Source organism: Micromonospora sp. NBC_00617 (assembly GCF_045161355.1).
Lineage (GTDB): Bacteria > Actinomycetota > Actinomycetes > Mycobacteriales > Micromonosporaceae > Micromonospora.
On record NZ_CP107751.1, the window covers coordinates 3,900,046 to 3,915,725 of the forward strand.

Genomic DNA, 15,680 nt, shown 5'->3' on the forward strand with positions numbered 1-15,680 from the left:
CGCCGGAAGCGCCCTGGCCGCCGCTGGCCTGCTTCTGCCACTCGGCCGCCACCGGCAATCCGCCTGACCGCCCCACCCCCTACGCAGACACAGCAGATCAGGCTGCTGGCCTCTCGTCCTCGGAGGTCACCAGGATCATCCGGCGACGCCGGGCAGCGAGGAACAACACACCTCCGGCCGTCAGCGCCGCGATGCCGATTCCGCCGACCAGCCCGGCCTGCGGTCCCGTGACCGGCAACCCGCCGTCACCGCCGCTACCGCCGCCACCGCCGCCGCCATCGCCGCCAGCGCTCTTCGCGGCCAGCACCACGGCGAACCCGTCCTGATTGTCGCTAGGGTCCGCGTCGGCCACCCTTACGGCGGCGGCATTCGCGGGCAGCTCGGTCGGCGCAGGCTTGGAGCGGTTGTTCGTCGACTGCTCGGCGAGGCCCTCCACCCGCACGGTTCCGCCCCGCAATGTCGCAGGCGCGGTGGCGGAGGGCGCAGTCGTCACCAGGTTGTACAGCTCGACTGCCGAGTAGATCGTGTCGTTCGGGTCGGTGTCTTCGGCGGCCGGAGCGAGGGTGAGGCTCCGGTAGGTACAGACGGCAGAACGACCCCGGTCGGCGAGCACACACTGGGTCGGCGGCCTGGTGAAGGTCACACCCTTGGGCAGACGCAGTGTGACCCGGACTCCGTTGACCGTCTTGCGGCCCTGGTTGGCGACGGTGTGCCACACGGCACCCGTCTCACCCGGGTTCAGCGTGCCGGTGGGCGTGGACCTGCCGTCGGTGCCGATCCGCACCGACTGCTTCACGTCTCGGGCGACCAACGAGAGGTCCGCCTTGGGCTCGTCGACAAGCATCAGCGGGAACGATCTGGTGTTGTCGGCCGGATTCGCGTCCGTGTCCGGCCTGATGGTGACCGAAGCTTCGAACCTGCCCTCGTAGGGGGCCCGCCCGTAGACAATCGCGTCGATGGGAACGTCGACGGTCTCGCCCGGCCCCGGAATCAGCTCCGGCGACAGTCGGCAGTAGAACCCGCCGAAATCGCCGTCGCATTCCCCCACACCACCCCCTGAATGCCACAGCAGGGCAACCGGCATGGGGTCGGGGCCCTCCGGCGGCTGGTGGACATTGACGACGACGTCGCTCGGAGTCTCGTCCCCCAGGTTGCTGATCTTCAGATAGACGACCTTCTTATCGACCCCCCAGAGGGATCCGTGTCCCGGACGCGTCGACCGCCAGGTCCGGACCTCTCTTCGCCGCGTGGGCGGGGAACGCGGGTACAGCTACAACGGCGAAAAGGAACAGCGCAACGGCGAGAGTTCGCGACGGTCGCCGACGACCAAAGCTCATGGCAGAACCCTTCAGGAAGCGCGGACAGTGTGGTTGAGAACACTATCGACAATCGGCAATGGTTCCAGGCAGGGTCCGGCCACTAGTTGTCAGGGCCGAGGAAACCGACAGGGCCAGCGAAGGTGAAAACCCAGGACAGGGTTTCTGGCGCCGTGGCTGGGCATCGGCAGGCATTTACCGTCGCCGGGCGAGTTGACCGTCGCCGGGGCTGGGCAACCGCAGCCGCCTCTAGAACTGGGACGACGACGATCAGCGCACGCTGGTCGCCCCTGGGACGGAGGAGGATCATGATTCGGTACAGGAACGGCTTCTGGGCTTCAGCGCTGCTGTGCGCTCTACTCTCTGGCTTCGCTCTCACCGGAGCACCCCCGGCGGCAGCGTCTCCCGCTACCGGGGCCGCTGGGGAGCGTACGGTCGCCGCAACCCTTCGCTATCAAGTGGTGGACGCAGACAACGATCCCTACTCCGGGATCTACCTCCGCAACTTCGCCTGGATGAGCGCGGTCGACCGCGTCTACTACCGGTTCGTCTACTACGGCACCACTGTCGAGTTGATCTGTGGCGACTGGGGCGAGGCTGTAGGCCCCTATACCAACCGCCGATGGCATCTCGTCACCCCGTTGGACGGTCCTGCCAAGGGGCAGGTCGGCTACATCGCCGATCGTTACCTCAACACCCCCAATTCGGCCAACCAGCCTACGCCCGGCGAACCGGAGTGCTGGCAGGACTGATAACTGTTGCTTCCAAGCAGTCCACTGGTGGTGCGGCCCTGCCCGGTCGCACCACCAGTGGACTGTCGTACGAGCAGGAACACCCACCCGACACACACTGTCGCCCGACCAGCCACGCCGGACCGCCCTGACCCGCAGTAACGAGAAGGGGGACGACCACGTGAAGCTGCGGATGAGCGGGATGTTTGCTCGGTCCGGACGGGATGCGAGGCTGAACGCGTGGCTTCCCGATCGACGCACACGTGGGCAACCCCCGGCTGCCCGACGGCTTGGTACGCACCTTGGACGGGTCGGTGTATCTGAAGACCGGCGAAAGCGCGCTGGAGTGTCACGGACCTGGGCTCACCCTGCGGCAGGTCGATGACATCCTCGCCCAGGTGGAGATTCTCGCCAAGTTTCTCGCCTCGTCCGCCCCGGACGCCCGCCAGTCCCTGAGCCGGCGCGACGCCCGCCCGCCGGTGACGCCCGGATGAACCTGGTGTCGGCGTTCGTACCGATCTGGATCCTTACCGCGGTCGGTTACGCGGCAGGGCTGTTGCGTAGTCGGTGGCGGAGCATCTGAGCTGGGAGTTTGGGCGGAACTGGGGTCCATGTAGGACGGGTGCGATCCGTTGGTGATCATGAGGTTGCGAAGCCAATGATCACGAGAAGGACCGCACCCGCCGATGCCATCATCACCTACCGCAATGCTGCTGCCCCACCGGCCTACCGGTATACCCCTACCGACTGCGGTCACTGAGGGTGAACATCACAGCCTGATCGTGGCGTTGGCTACGGTGCCCGATCCGCGTGGCCTACGTGGCCGGCGCTATCCGCTGGTGAGCATCCTCTCCGTGGCGGTGTGCGCGGTGCTGGCCGGGGCGTGCACGTTCGCCGCGATCGCCGACTGGGTGCGAGATCTGGACCGGACGGCGTGGGGCCGGCTCGGGTTCACCGACCGGGTGCCCGCGGCCACGACGATCTGGCGGCTATTGATCCGTATCGACGCTGAGGTGCTGTCGGCGGTGCTGGCCCGATGGCTGCGGGCTCGGGCGGCGCCGGTCGTGGTGGCCGGGCGGCGGTGGCGCCTCGTCATCGCCGTCGACGGCAAGGTCGAACGCGGCGCCCGGCTTGCCGACGGGCGTCAGGTCCATCTGCTGTCGGCATACGACACCAGCACCGGCATCGTGCTCGCCCAGGTGCAGATCGCGGCGAAGTCCAACGAAATCCCCGCGTTCACCCCGCTGCTACGCCAGGTCGCCGCCCAACTGGGATCACTGAACGATGTCCTGGTCGTCGCGGACGCGCTCCACGCCCAGACCGGCCACGCCGAACTACTCGCCGCCGACGGCGGGCATCTGATGGTCGCGGTCAAGGGAAACCAGCCCACCCTGCACGCCCAGCTCAAGACCCTGCCCTGGGCGCAGGTGCCGGTCGGCTGCCAGACCCGCGAGACCGGTCACGGCCGTAAGGAGACCCGTACCGTCAAAGCCGTCACCGTGAACACCCCGGGCGGGCTCAGCTTCCCCCACGCGCAGCAGGCCGTCCGGATCACCCGAACCCGTACGATCAAGGGCAAGACCACCCGCGAGACGGCGTACCTGACCGTGTCTCTACCCGCCGAGCAGGCCCAACCCGCCGACCTCGGCACCTGGGCCCGTTCCGAGTGGCATATCGAGAACCGCCTGCACCACGTCCGCGACGTCACGCTACGTGAAGACGCCCATCAAGCCCGGACCGGGAACGGCCCCGCCGTCTTCGCCACACTCCGTAACACCTCGATCGGATACCACCGCACCAACGGTGCCACCAACATCGCCCGAGCCACCCGACGCGCCAACCGTCGACCGCACGACCTCATCGACGCCGTGACCAGGAGCAACCCGACAACGCAATAGCCCTGGGTTACGCGGCCTGTCGTTGGGGCCTGCTGGGCGAGGCTGGGGCGTCGGTGCTCGGTCGGTTCGTGTTCCATCTTGCGATGCCGGCTGCCCTGTTCCTAGCCCTCTCCCGAATGCCGCTCTCCGGGTTCGACAGCCGCTCACTGCTCGCCTTTGGACTGAGCACTGCCGCGGTCGTCGGGTTCGGCTGGGTCGGCGCGAGCTGGCTGTTCGGTCGCGATTCCGGCGAACGGCCGATCTGGGGCATGGCCGCCGGGTACGTAAACTCTGCGAACCTCGGCATCCCGATCGCAACGCAGGTTCTCGGCGACGTGTCGTTCCTGGCGGAGGTGGTGCTGCTGCAGGTGCTGGTGGTGACGCCCGTGATCCTGGTCGCCCTGGACCGGCACAGCGACCCGGCCGGGCGAGTACGGGTCCGCCGTATCGCCTCCCTGCCGGTACGCAACCCAGTGATCCTGGCGTCGCTGCTCGGCGTCGCGTGCTCGGCCGCCGGCCTGCACCTGCCGTCGACGGCCGGCGCGTCGCTCACCCTGCTGTCGGGCGCCGCGGTTCCGGCCGCCCTCGTCGCGCTCGGCGCGTCACTGCACCGCACGGCGCCGTCGCCGGCAGAGCCGACCGAACTGCCCGAGCTGGCCGTGATCACCGCGCTGAAGCTCGTCGCACAGCCGGTCATCGCGTACGCGGCCGGGCTGGCCTTGCACCTGTCCGCGGCTCAGTTGCTCGCCGTGGTGGTGTGCGCGGGCCTGCCGACAGCGCAGAACACGTTCATCTTCGGCCAGGAGTACGGCGTTGGCGAGGCGGTGGCCAACCGGGCGGTGGTGGTGACCACGACGCTGTCACTGGCCACCCTGGCCGCGGCGGCGACGCTGCTCGGGTAGGTCCATCAGCTGACTCGCTACTGCTTCTCGTTCTGCCGGAGGGCTTCCTCGAGTTGGTCTTCGAGAATGATGATCCGGCAGGCGGCCTCCAGGGCGGTGCCCTGATCGACCATCTCCCGCGCCCGGGCGGCCAGGCGCAGCTGGTAGCGGGAGTAGCGGCGGTGCCCGCCGCTGGAGCGGTGCGGGTTGATCAGTTTCGCCTCGTCCAGGCGACGCAGGAAGTCCTGCGTGGTGCCGAGCATCTCCGCGGCCTGGCCGATGGTGTAGGCCGGGTAGTTCTCGTCGCCGAACATGTCCTCGGGGTTTTGCCCCATGTCACCTCCACGTCGAGGGCCCCGGCGCGTAAGCGCCGGGGCCCAGGGTTACGGGTCAGAACACCATCTTCCGACAGAAACGTCGGCTTGTCGTATCCGCACCAGCCGCCACTGACGGCATCGGGCGCGAGGATCGCATATGCGTGACCGGAGACCACCTCTCGTTCGATGGAAACTGCGGTGTCCGCCCGGCCTGACATGAAGGCCGACGGCGGGCGATCCAACGGTGTACGGCCCTCCCTTTCCTCTGCTACTTCTTTCCCTTGCTGTCGTACGGTCCGCCGGCACCGGAGCCCACGCGACTTCATGGCCCCGACACGTGCGGCGAACATCAGCTGGAGCCCCAAAAAGAGCCTTGGCCCCACCTGCAACCAGCGTGTGTCACGCAGGAACTGACGTGCTCCTACTACCTCTCGGGAGGAACGGTGAAGCATGTTCCTCTCCGCGCCGCCCGTCGTGATCCCACGGCCGGACGGCCCGTCTGCGTCTTGACGGATCTTCCCTCTCGACTCGAAAAAGAGTATGCCACACCAGAGAAGATGTCTAGTCGTTCCAACCTAGATTTCCTGCCCGCCGGTCATCCACGCCGACTCCGACAGCAGTACCCGAGCAGCCGTCTCTGGGCGGGGGCCTGCCCGGGGCCTTGGTCGGTGACCAGGGCGTGCGCGGACCAGACTCAGTCGTTGCCCTGGCGGGTCGCTCCGGTCCCGATCGTCCGCAGGTGGGCCAGCCCTTGCGCCCAGGACTGGATCAGAGTGGTTTCGTGGTAGGCGATGCCATGTTCTGTGCAGAACTGGCGGATCAGTGGCTGGGCGTGGCGCAGGTTGGGTCGGGGCATGCTGGGGAACAGGTGATGTTCGATCTGGTAGTTGAGCCCGCCGAGGAGCGCGTCGAGGAGTCGACCGCCGCGCACGTTGCGGGAGGTGAGGACCTGTCGGCGTAGGTAGTCGAGGTCGTCGGCCTCGGTCAGGATGGGCATCCCCTTGTGGTTCGGGGCGAAGGAACTGCCCAGGTAGAGGCCGAACAGGGCCTGGTTGACCAGGATGAACACGATCGCCTGCGGAACGCTCAGGACCAGGAAGACGGCCCCGAGGTACCCGGCGAAGTGCAGGACGAGCAGGCCGGCCTCCACCGGTCGGTGCCGGAGCCCAGGACGGCTGACGATCGCCCGGACGCTGGCGCCGTGCAGGTGCACACCCTCCGCCATCAGCAGGGGGAAGAACAGTGCCGCCTGGTGCCGGACGAAGAGCGCCCGCAGGCCACGCTGCGTCGCGGCCTGGCCCGGGGTGAACGACAGCGGAGCCACCATGAGATCAGGGTCGCGGCCCTCGGTGTTCGGATGGGCGTGGTGGCGGTTGTGCTTGTCGACCCACCATCCGTAACTGATCCCGGTCAGCAGGTTCGCACAGACAAGGCCGAGCACCTCGTTCGCCCGACGGGATCGGAAGATCTGCCGGTGCCCGGCGTCGTGACCGACGAAGGCCAGTTGCCCGAGGAGCATCGCCACGGCGGCTGCGACAGCCGTCTGCCACCACGACGGTCCGAGCCGAACGAACACCACACCCAGGACCCCGAGACAACCCAGCACAAGCGCGATCCGCGTCGCGTAGCGCCAGGGCTGGCGGTCGAGGAGACCCGTGCCCCGGACCAGGCGAGACAGCTCGGCGTACGCACTGCCACGGTCACTGCGGGCGCCAAGATCCACGTTACTCACTCTCGCCCTCCTGTAGGACGGCCAGTTCAGGTCAGGGGTCTGCCAACAGTCGCAAGGGGGTAGGCACGCGACCCCTTCGCGATGCGACAGACATCGAGCAAGCGAACCGCCGCTTGATGGTCCCAGTCTTCCTCACCGCCGCCTCTCGCAGAAGGAAACGACAGCTCACGGGCAACCCCGGCGCAAGCACCGTTCACCTTCATAGAAGTCCGCCGATTGGACGCCTGACTTCCGCCACCGCGTCCGACAATCAGGACTATGAGGTCACGTCGGATTCAAGGGGTTGTCATGAGGCGAAAGAGGAAGTCCATCGCACGGCAAACGCTCATCCTTGCCTTCGCGGCTGGAGCGGTGACCGGAGCGGCGAGCATGCTCACGCTCCGAATTCGCCGCCAGGATGGTGACTTCCCGGCAGCTGACGTCGCGGGCCAGCTCGACAACAGCCGAGCACCGATGACCGGCGAACGTATCGACGCCCCGCCGCACAAGGCCCGAAAGCGTGCCTGCGGCACCGCACCACTGACCCCCGGGCAGCGCCTCGGACCACTCCCTGTTCGACAGAGATGAGAACATTGATGCCAGAACGATCCAGCGCCAACCCTGGCACCGCGTCTGCAGACACGCCGGTCGCCGAGCTGGTGCAGCGTGCCACCGATCAGATCACCCGGCTGGTGCGCGACGAGCTGACGATGGCCCGCGCGGAAATGACGGCCAAGGGTAAACGCGCGGGCGTCGGCGCCGGGCTGCTCGGCGGCGGCGCGATGCTCGGAATCTTCGCCGGCGCGACCGCCGTCACCACGCTCGTGCTGACCCTGGCCGCGATCATGCCCGACGCGGTGGCCGCCCTGATCGTCAGGGTCATTGCGTTGTCGAGTAACTGCTGGTCACGGTGGTGATGAGGTCGTGTGGGCGGCGGTTGGCGCGTCGGGTTGCGCGGGCGATGTTGGTGTCGCCGTTAGTGCGGTGGTAGCCGATCGCGGTGTTACGCAGGGTTGCGATGACGGCGGGGCCGGTGCCGGTGCGGGCCTGGTGTAGGTCTTCACGGAAGGTGACGTCTCGGACGTGTGCGCCGTGAGGCGCTGTTGTTTCGAGTGGAGGTGAGAGACCTTCGCCGCTGACCCTGTCGCAGTAGGGCGGTGGAGCTGAGGGCAGCCTGACCCGGGAAGTGCCGGGGAGGGTGGGAGCAGCCCCGACAAAGCCGGGCGTGTCAGTACTGCCAGATGGTGCGGGTCCGGCGAGCGGGATGAAGAGGAGCAACCAGAGACAGCGTGCGAGCCGACGCCGAGACGATACGTGGCGCAGCGAATCGGAGACAGTCATGAGCACGCCACCCGAAAGCAGCAACTTGGACCAGACCCGACACGATATCCAGCAGACACGCGCCGAACTCGGCGAAACCATAGCCGCATTAACCGCCAAGACCGACGCCAAGACCCGCGCGCGCACCAAGACGACCTCCGCCGTCGGCGGTGTCCGACAGCGGATCACCCAGGCCGGTCAGTCGGCGAAGACCAAGGCGACGCAGCTAGTCGCACGCAACCTCGTGGCGAGGGTCATGATCCGAGTAGATCGAGGTCACGAACGCAGAAACCGTGGTGCGCCCACTCCTCGTCCAGTACCACCTGAACGCACTCCAGCACCGACTTTCCCCTGGCATACGGCGGCCAACCCGGGCCCGCCGGCACTGGCGCGGGCGCCGAGAGCTGATCGGCCGTCACCGTCGACAGCCAACGCTCTAGCTCAGCGCCTTGCACGTCTCGCGCGGCCAGCACCTCGTCGAGACTGGGGGCCGCCGCTCGGTCTAGGCCCTGCTCCTCCTGGTCAGGGACGAACTCGGACGCCAGCCCGATCGCGGTGAACGGCTGGGTCGATCCCAGACAGCAGCGGCGGAACCACGAGTCGTGCACGAACACCAGATGGCGCTGGGTCTCTACCGCCGACCATTCGCCGCCGACGCGCTGCTGCTCCGAACCTCTGGGCATCGCTCGCAGTCGCTCGATCGTCTCCGCCCAGCCGGCCCGCAGCTGCCTGACAGCCTGCAGCAGGTCGGCCGGATCGGCTGAGCGGAGCAGCAGCCGCACCGGATACCGGCGGTCAAGCTCGGCTTCGACGTACGACGTCACCTCGACTCCGTTGACCACCAGATTGGTGACCAGCCCGTCGATCACAGCGTCCTGCATTACCACCCCGATCAGACGAGCGCGGGTCAAGTCACACTCGCGGAACTCGGCATCAGTCAGGTCCTGGTCCTTGAAGCTCGCCATGCCGGGTAGTATCCACCGGCGTACCGACAACCGCGCAGCCACCGCGGGTAGAGGGTGCTGTAAGCCGGGCCCGGAGGCTGTCAGCGGAAAACACGCCGAGCCGGCGACCCCGCACCATACGAGACGAGGTCAACGTTCGGCGAGGTACACGCGAGCGATCGTCGATGTCCGGATGAGCACGCGGGCGTGTCATAAGCAGGCACTCGCTGAACGTCCTCAATTCGGCAGATCCGTGCGCTGAGCGCCGCGATCCATCCGTTACGCGGCGCGACGCGCGGATCGCGGCTACCTGTCAGCTGGTGGTACGACCGCAGCCCGGCCAGGCTTGGTCGAGGTGACCGGTGGAGTCGCTCTCATCGCGGCTGCCCACCGCAGGTTGGTGTGGCTCTCATCTGGCGTGCGCTCCGCCGGTCACCGCGGCGGTGAGAGGCTCAAGAGGGGACTGCCCGGCTCAAGGTAGCGCTGCCCTCCCGTCGACGAACACCGTCGGATCGAGGGAGGACACGATGGCCCAGGTCATCATCGGCGTGGACCCGCATGAGCGTTCCGCCACCATCGAGATCATCAACGCCCGGGAGAAGACGGTCGGGCAGGGCCGGTTCGGCACCGACCGCGACGGCTACCAGGCCATGCTCGCCGCCGGTCGGAAGCACAAGGACCGCCTGAGGGCGGTCGAGGGCTGCAACGGCATCGGCCGGCACGTCGCTCAACGCCTGGTCGCTGACGGCGAGACCGTCGTGGACGTTCCCGCGAAGCTGTCCGCCCGGGCCCGGGTGTTCGCCACCGGCCTGGGCCGCAAGACCGACCCGGTCGATGCCCGCAGCGTCGCTGTGGTCGCCCTGCGCACCGAAGGGTTGCGGCAGGTTGTCACCGACGACACCACAGTGGCGTTACGGCTGCTGGTCGACCGTCGTGACCAGCTCGGCCGGGCCCGCACCGACGTGGTCTCCCGGTTGCATCGCCTGCTACTCGAACTGGTGCCCGGCGGCGCGAAGAAGGACCTGTCCGCCCAGCAGGCCCGCGCCCTGCTGGGCACCGTGCGTCCGCGTGACGTGGTCGGCAAGACCCGCCGCCGGCTAAGGCCAGAAACCGCTGTCGCTGGTGCTGACCGCCGGCCAGCGCGGGGACAGCCCCAGTTCGTCACGGTCCTCGACGGCATCCGGGTGCCCCGTCCGGACGGCGGCCGGCCCCGCACCCGCCCGGACCGGGTCCTAGCCGACAAGGCTTACACGTCCCGGGCCAACCGGCGTTACCTGCGCCGACGCGGGATCAAGGCGACCATCCCGTCCAAGGCCGACCAGGACGCCAACCGGCGCAAGCGGGGGCCGAAGGGAGGCCGGCCGCCGGCCTTCGACCCCGAACGGTACAAGCAACGCCACGCCGTGGAGTGCGGCATCAACCGGCTCAAGCGCAACCGCGCAGTGGCGACCCGGTTCGACAAGCTCGCCGTTCGCTACGAGGCCACGATTCACATCGCCGCGATCAACGAATGGCTGTGACCGACTTTGATACAGCCCCTAGCCGCGCCGGCAGGCCGAGAGGCGGCGACGCGTCGGACGCCGGAGCACCGCACGGACGACCGGTATCTGCGGGTCAGTCGCCGTGTCGGCTGTCGACCCGGGCGACGTGGCCGCAGCCGGACGTTTCGGGTCACTATCCCGGCTCTGCAGCCGGGCTCGACTGGGCACGCGCAGATGCACCCGAGAGCGGTCTCGGGTGCATCTGCGGGTCAGGCCTGTGCGACGAGGTCGTCGAGCTGCCTGGGTACGGCTGGGGCGGCCTCCCACTCGAACCCGTCCGGGTCGGTGAAGGTTCCGGTCTCGCTGCCGATGGCGATGCGGTGTGACCCGGTGCCTTCGGGCGACACGCCGGCGTCCTTGGCGGCGAAACGGCGGCTGTAGAGCGCCAGCTTGACGTTCGTGGTGGCGAACTCGACGTACTTGCGGCCGTAGCTCTTGGCCACGGGCAGGCCGCGCTCGACGTAGAACCGCTTGGTCACGGCGACGTCAGTGACCCCTAGCAGCAGCACGATCTGGTCGATCTGGCGAGAGTGTGGGCCGGTGTTCTTCTTCGACGACGACGCGATCTTCCAGATCGTGCCGTACGGGTCGCGCAGGACGCCGCCGTAGCCCCAGAAGCTCTTGGTGGCGGGCTTGAGCGGTGTCGCCCCACCGGCGAGGGCGGTGCCAAAGAGGCTGTCCACGATGCTCGGCTGGGCCACCACCAGCGACATCGCGTACCCGCGGAAGCCGGTCGTCGGTGCCTGCGAGGCGCGTACGCGCACTTGGGAGTCCAACCCGAACGCGGCGGTGTAGAAGGTGTCGGCGGCGGCCGGGTCAGGCATTTCGAGGGTGATGTGGTCGATGGAGTACATGGCTGGGTCCTTTCGCGAGACGGGCTTCTATCGGTGACAGCGGGGGTGGGGAGCCGGCCCTACTGGTCCTGGATCAATCCCAGGACGCTGCCGTCGGGGTCGGTGACGGTGGCTACCCGGCGGCCGCCACCGACGTCACGCACCGGCTCCTTCACGGTGGCACCGGCGGCGGTCACCTCGGCCAACTTCGCCTCGATGTCCGCCACGTGCCAATGGGCCACCGGCGAGGTCATGCCCTGCGGTCCGCCGCCCGGTACCAGCCCGATGTGCTGGCCGCCAGCCTCGAAGCCGACGTAGAAGGGCCCGTCGACCTGGGGCGCGACGCCGAGCAGGGCGGCGTACACCGCCTTGGCCGTCGCCAGATCGGACACGGGGTGCAGCACGGTCCTGATCGCCGGGGTTGACGTGTCGGTCATGATCGCTCCTTGAGGTGGGTGTTGCATCGCGCTGAACGTGCTCACAGCATCTCCTCGGACGCGACCGGCCCACATCCGTTGCGGCCACGGAACCGACCACGGACCGAGGCACGGAATGAGGCACGGGTCGGGGTGCGGGGATTGCAGGCAGCGGACACTGTGATTCGACGGCTACTGCGCGTGAGTTCGTCGAAGTCGGCCCACTACGGAAGAATGGGGCCGTGACGGAGACAGTGGAGATCTCGGCTCGGGAGGCCGAGGTGCTGGCGCTGGTCGGGGAACACCTCAGCAACGCCGAGATCGGGGCGAAGCTATACATCTCTGCGCGTACGGTCGAAAGCCACGTCTCTTCGTTACTGCGAAAGCTGGACGCGCCGGACCGGCGGGCGCTCGCGCAGCGCGCATCCGAGCTGGCTCGCGCCGACCGGCCCCACCCGGCGCTGGTCCTGCCGACGCCGCTGACTTCGTTCATCGGTCGGGTACGGGAGAAGGCCGAGCTGACCGAGACGATCAAGTTGCACCGGCAGGTGACTGCGGTCGGCCCTGGCGGAGTAGGTAAGACCCGGCTCGCGTTGGCGGTGGCCGCGGAAGCATCCGGGGAGTACCCCGACGGTGTGTGGTTCGTCGACCTGGTCCCGGTCACCGAAGCGGGGCTGCTCGCGGCCGCGGTCGCCGGCGCGCTCGGCCTCGGCGAGCAACCCGGCCGTGGCGTGGACGAATCGGTGCTCGCCGCGCTCGCGGAATCTCACGCCCTGCTGGTACTGGACAACTGCGAGCACGTACGGGATGCAGTGGCGTCGTTTCTGGAGCGGCTGCTTACCACGTGCCCTCACCTGACGGTGCTGGCGACCAGCCAGGCCCGGCTGATGGTGCCGTTTGAACGGGTGTATCCGGTCCCGCCGCTGTCGCTGGCCGGCGACGGTGACTCGGAGGCCGTCGCGTTGTTCCTGGACCGCGCGGCGGCGGTGGGTCTGCCGCCAGATCCCGCACTGCGCGACCAAGTCGCCCCGCTCTGCGCCCGGCTGGACGGCATGGCGCTGGCCATCGAGCTGGCCGCCGCCCGGTGTCCCAGCCTCGGGTTGGACGGCATCACAGCGGCGCTGTCCGACCCGCTGCGGATGCTCGCCGGCGGCTCCCGCGCCGATGACCGGCACCGCTCGGTACGGGCGGCGCTGGACTGGAGCCATGCCCTGCTGGAGCCAGCCGATCAAGCACTCCTGCGCCGCGTGTCGGTGTTCGTGGCGCCGTTCACCCTCGATGCGGCGGCTCAGGTGACCGGGTCCGACACAGGCCTTTCCGGCACGGGGCTGGTCGCCGACGGGCTGGCCCGCCTGGCCGAGCAGAGCCTGCTGGTGGTCACGTCGTTGCCGGGCGGCACCGCGTACCGGGCGTTGGAAACCATCCGCCAGTACGGGACACAACGGCTCACCGAGGCCGGTGAGCTGGTCGATCTCCGATCCCGCCACCTTCGCTGGTGCCTGTCCGCAGCCGCCGACCTGGCCGTGGTCGGAGCAGACTGGCGGGCCAGCTTCGACGCGGCGGCCGACGACCTGCGCGCCGCTCTGGCATGGGCGGCCGACCGGCCAGAACAGCGCACCGATGCGTACCGCCTCGCCCGGCACCTGGCCGAGCTGACCTTCACCCGCAACCTCATTGGCGAGTCGCAGCAACGATACGAGCAGGCGGCCGCGTTCGCCGACGACCCGGCCGCCGCCGTGTCGATGCTCCGTAACGCCGCAGCCGTGGCCGGATGCCGGATGCGCGGTGACGACATGCACCGCCTCCACCTCGCAGCCGCCGACGCCGCCCGCCGGTCCGGGAACACCGCCGGCGCCGCCTACGACCTGGCGACCACCGCCACCAACACGTACCGGTTCTCCAGCAAGTTCGCACGCAACCTGCCGCCGCAGGAGGCGACCGCCCTCATCATCGAGGCGCGGGAACTAGCCGGCGATAACCCGGCCGCCCGGGCCGCGGTGGCACTGGCCGATGCTGGGCAGGCGCTCACCGACGCATTCGGTGCGGCCCATGGTCCACATGACAACGCCGTATCGGAGACGATCACGCACGCCGAACGTGCGGTCGCGCTCGCCGCACACACGGGTAACCCGCTCGCCGAGTCCGCCGCTCTCGATACGCTCGCCGCCGCCCAGAGCTGGGCCGGTGACAGCTTCGCCGCCGCCGCCACGGTGCGGCGTCGCATGGCACTGCTGTCGCCCACGCCGGGCACACCCGCCAGCACTCACGAGCTGATCGAAACACTCGGCGAGGTCATCGAGGCCAGCCTCGGCGTCGGGGACCTGCCGGGCGCCCACCGGTGGGCGCGGCAACTCGCCGATCATCCGTTACTGGCGGAGATCGGCCACCGCGCCACAAGTTGGCTGCTGGTGGCCGACGCGCTGGCGGGCAATGTCGAACAGGTGCTGCCGGTCAGCGTCCGGTTCCTCGACGCGTGGCGGCGGGCCGGCAGCCCCGCCGGATCGGTCCTCGGCCCGGCGGCCGCCGGTGTGGCGTTGATCCACGGCCTGCACGGCACCCAGGACGCCCAGCGCGCATGGAACGCGGTCCTAGACCAACTCGACCCCTCACCGTGGCGCACCCACGGCTACGGGGCCGTCTTCGACGCGATACTCATGCTTCACCACGGACAGGCGGACCACGCGCGGGAACGGTTGGCGCCCGAGCCGGACGAGGTGTGGCAATGGGTCACCTGGACCTGGCTGCACTGGTACGTCGCGCTGCGCACCGAAGCCGCCGTGCTCGCCGGTAGCTCCGACGCCCGCGACCGCGTGGCCGAGGCCCGCACCACCGTGGCCGGCAACCCGATCGCCGGTACCATCCTGGATCGGGCAGAGGCTCTGCTCGACAACGACCAGGAGCGTCTGCTCGCCACAACAGGTGCATTTGACGCCGCAGGCTGCCGTTACCAATCGGCGCGGACCCTGATACTTGCCGGCGGCGACCACGCAGCCCACGGCGCCGCCGCACTCGCCGACCTCGGCCTCACCCCGATGGCCCCACGACAGCACCAGTGATGAACGGCGCCGGCCGGCGTCTTCATGCCAGGGACCGGTACCGGAACCGCTACAGTTGTTTCGGCGCACGTCGCACGGTTCGGGCCGAGTGTCTGGACTGGACGCTGGTCTGGAACGAAGGCCAGCTGTACCGGGTGCTGACCGAATACCTCCGGCACTACAACACCGTGCGACCACACCGCAGCCTGGAACTGCAGCCGCCGAATCCGACGTCCCGGCTGACGCTGGTCCAGCCGGGCGGCCGAGCGCGGCCGGTGCAACGAGTCGACGTACTGGGCGGCCTGATCCACAAATACCGCCGCGTCGGTTGAGTTCTCCGAGCATTCCCGCTGGGCTCGTCCCAGACTCGTGCCCTGCCACCGTGACCGGCGCGCTCGGGCTGATCTGCCATCACAGTTTGCTCATGCCCTGACCGTTTCGGAGTGGATGGTGGCTTATGGTCGGCAGCGGTGACGACGGCCGTCGGCCGGTGCCGCACCCCGCGACGGGCGCGAGGACCCGGCAGACCCGCCAGCGCCGCAGGCAGTCCAGCAGCGGTTTCGGGCACGGTGACGGCCGGTGCGGCGGACATGGACGAGATCAGCGATGATGGCAGGGCGGGCATGACTCACTTCGGACGATCAACAAGGCGTAGGAACCTCGATGATCATCTGAACCGGTCATGCCCGCCCTGCTACCACCAGCACGGGCGCGTCTACACCAACCGCATCAAGCCGGGCACCCCCGCGACTTTGCCG

13 protein-coding genes and 3 pseudogenes are annotated in these 15,680 nt (G+C 68.7%); 10 read left to right on the plus strand and 6 right to left on the minus strand.

The window, feature by feature from the left end; genetic code table 11:
- Positions 1-97: 97 nt before the first annotated feature.
- Positions 98-1,048, minus strand: a complete 951-nt coding sequence (locus tag OG505_RS17765) for a hypothetical protein (protein WP_405425855.1) — start codon at positions 1,046-1,048, stop codon at positions 98-100.
- Between the two features lie 729 nt (positions 1,049-1,777).
- Between OG505_RS17765 and OG505_RS17770 the strand changes: the two genes are divergently transcribed.
- From OG505_RS17770 to OG505_RS17785, 4 genes are all read left to right on the plus strand, one after another.
- Positions 1,778-2,068, plus strand: a complete 291-nt coding sequence (locus tag OG505_RS17770; RefSeq protein ID WP_405425856.1) for a hypothetical protein — start codon at positions 1,778-1,780, stop codon at positions 2,066-2,068.
- 242 nt (positions 2,069-2,310) lie between these two features.
- Positions 2,311-2,541: a hypothetical protein gene (locus tag OG505_RS17775; RefSeq protein ID WP_405425857.1), complete on the plus strand. Its 231-nt coding sequence runs from the start codon at positions 2,311-2,313 to the stop codon at positions 2,539-2,541.
- A 288-nt stretch (positions 2,542-2,829) separates the two neighbouring features.
- A complete protein-coding gene (locus OG505_RS17780) occupies positions 2,830-3,945 on the plus strand; it encodes an ISAs1 family transposase (RefSeq protein WP_405425859.1) in 1,116 nt (371 codons plus the stop codon).
- 2 nt (positions 3,946-3,947) lie between these two features.
- Entirely contained in the window at positions 3,948-4,826 is an 879-nt protein-coding gene (locus OG505_RS17785) for an AEC family transporter (protein ID WP_405434557.1), read from the plus strand.
- Positions 4,827-4,843: 17 nt separating this feature from the next.
- Here the strand turns inward: OG505_RS17785 and OG505_RS17790 are convergent, their stop codons facing one another.
- On the minus strand, positions 4,844-5,140 hold the full coding sequence (locus tag OG505_RS17790; RefSeq protein ID WP_396729268.1) for a helix-turn-helix domain-containing protein: 297 nt from the start codon (positions 5,138-5,140) through the stop codon (positions 4,844-4,846).
- Between the two features lie 676 nt (positions 5,141-5,816).
- A complete protein-coding gene (locus tag OG505_RS17795; RefSeq protein WP_405434559.1) occupies positions 5,817-6,845 on the minus strand; it encodes a fatty acid desaturase family protein in 1,029 nt (342 codons plus the stop codon).
- 647 nt (positions 6,846-7,492) lie between these two features.
- Here OG505_RS17795 and OG505_RS17800 point away from each other — a divergent pair.
- Positions 7,493-7,750, plus strand: a complete 258-nt coding sequence (locus tag OG505_RS17800; RefSeq protein WP_405425862.1) for a phage holin family protein — start codon at positions 7,493-7,495, stop codon at positions 7,748-7,750.
- A gap of 422 nt (positions 7,751-8,172) precedes the next feature.
- Positions 8,173-8,316: pseudogene (locus OG505_RS17805) on the plus strand (DUF3618 domain-containing protein); the annotation flags it as partial.
- A gap of 91 nt (positions 8,317-8,407) precedes the next feature.
- Here the strand turns inward: OG505_RS17805 and OG505_RS17810 are convergent.
- Positions 8,408-9,118, minus strand: a complete 711-nt coding sequence (locus OG505_RS17810) for a DinB family protein (protein ID WP_405425864.1) — start codon at positions 9,116-9,118, stop codon at positions 8,408-8,410.
- 506 nt (positions 9,119-9,624) lie between these two features.
- Here OG505_RS17810 and OG505_RS17815 point away from each other — a divergent pair.
- Both OG505_RS17815 and OG505_RS17820 read left to right on the plus strand, forming a co-directional pair.
- Positions 9,625-10,089: pseudogene (locus tag OG505_RS17815) on the plus strand (transposase); the annotation flags it as partial.
- Positions 10,090-10,198: 109 nt separating this feature from the next.
- Positions 10,199-10,617, plus strand: a pseudogene (locus tag OG505_RS17820) (transposase); the annotation flags it as partial.
- Between the two features lie 230 nt (positions 10,618-10,847).
- Here OG505_RS17820 and OG505_RS17825 read toward each other — a convergent pair.
- Both OG505_RS17825 and OG505_RS17830 read right to left on the minus strand, forming a co-directional pair.
- Positions 10,848-11,492, minus strand: a complete 645-nt coding sequence (locus OG505_RS17825) for a glyoxalase (protein ID WP_405425865.1) — start codon at positions 11,490-11,492, stop codon at positions 10,848-10,850.
- 59 nt (positions 11,493-11,551) lie between these two features.
- A complete protein-coding gene (locus OG505_RS17830; protein ID WP_405425867.1) occupies positions 11,552-11,908 on the minus strand; it encodes a VOC family protein in 357 nt (118 codons plus the stop codon).
- A 221-nt stretch (positions 11,909-12,129) separates the two neighbouring features.
- Here OG505_RS17830 and OG505_RS17835 point away from each other — a divergent pair, with 221 nt between their 5' ends.
- Positions 12,130-14,943: an ATP-binding protein gene (locus tag OG505_RS17835; protein ID WP_405425869.1), complete on the plus strand. Its 2,814-nt coding sequence runs from the start codon at positions 12,130-12,132 to the stop codon at positions 14,941-14,943.
- Positions 14,943-15,254: an integrase core domain-containing protein gene (locus OG505_RS17840; RefSeq protein WP_405425871.1), complete on the plus strand. Its 312-nt coding sequence runs from the start codon at positions 14,943-14,945 to the stop codon at positions 15,252-15,254. Before OG505_RS17835 ends, OG505_RS17840 begins: the two co-directional genes overlap by 1 nt.
- Positions 15,255-15,680 lie beyond the last annotated feature (426 nt).

Bases quoted from the DNA above. Each gene is read 5' to 3' on its own strand.
- OG505_RS17790 (WP_396729268.1), bottom strand. From the start codon at position 5,140: ATGGGGCAAAACCCCGAGGACATGTTCGGCGACGAGAACTACCCGGCC.
- OG505_RS17810 (WP_405425864.1), bottom strand. From the start codon at position 9,118: ATGGCGAGCTTCAAGGACCAGGACCTGACTGATGCCGAGTTCCGCGAG.
- OG505_RS17825 (WP_405425865.1), bottom strand. From the start codon at position 11,492: ATGTACTCCATCGACCACATCACCCTCGAAATGCCTGACCCGGCCGCC.
- OG505_RS17830 (WP_405425867.1), bottom strand. From the start codon at position 11,908: ATGACCGACACGTCAACCCCGGCGATCAGGACCGTGCTGCACCCCGTG.
- OG505_RS17840 (WP_405425871.1), top strand. From the start codon at position 14,943: ATGAACGGCGCCGGCCGGCGTCTTCATGCCAGGGACCGGTACCGGAAC.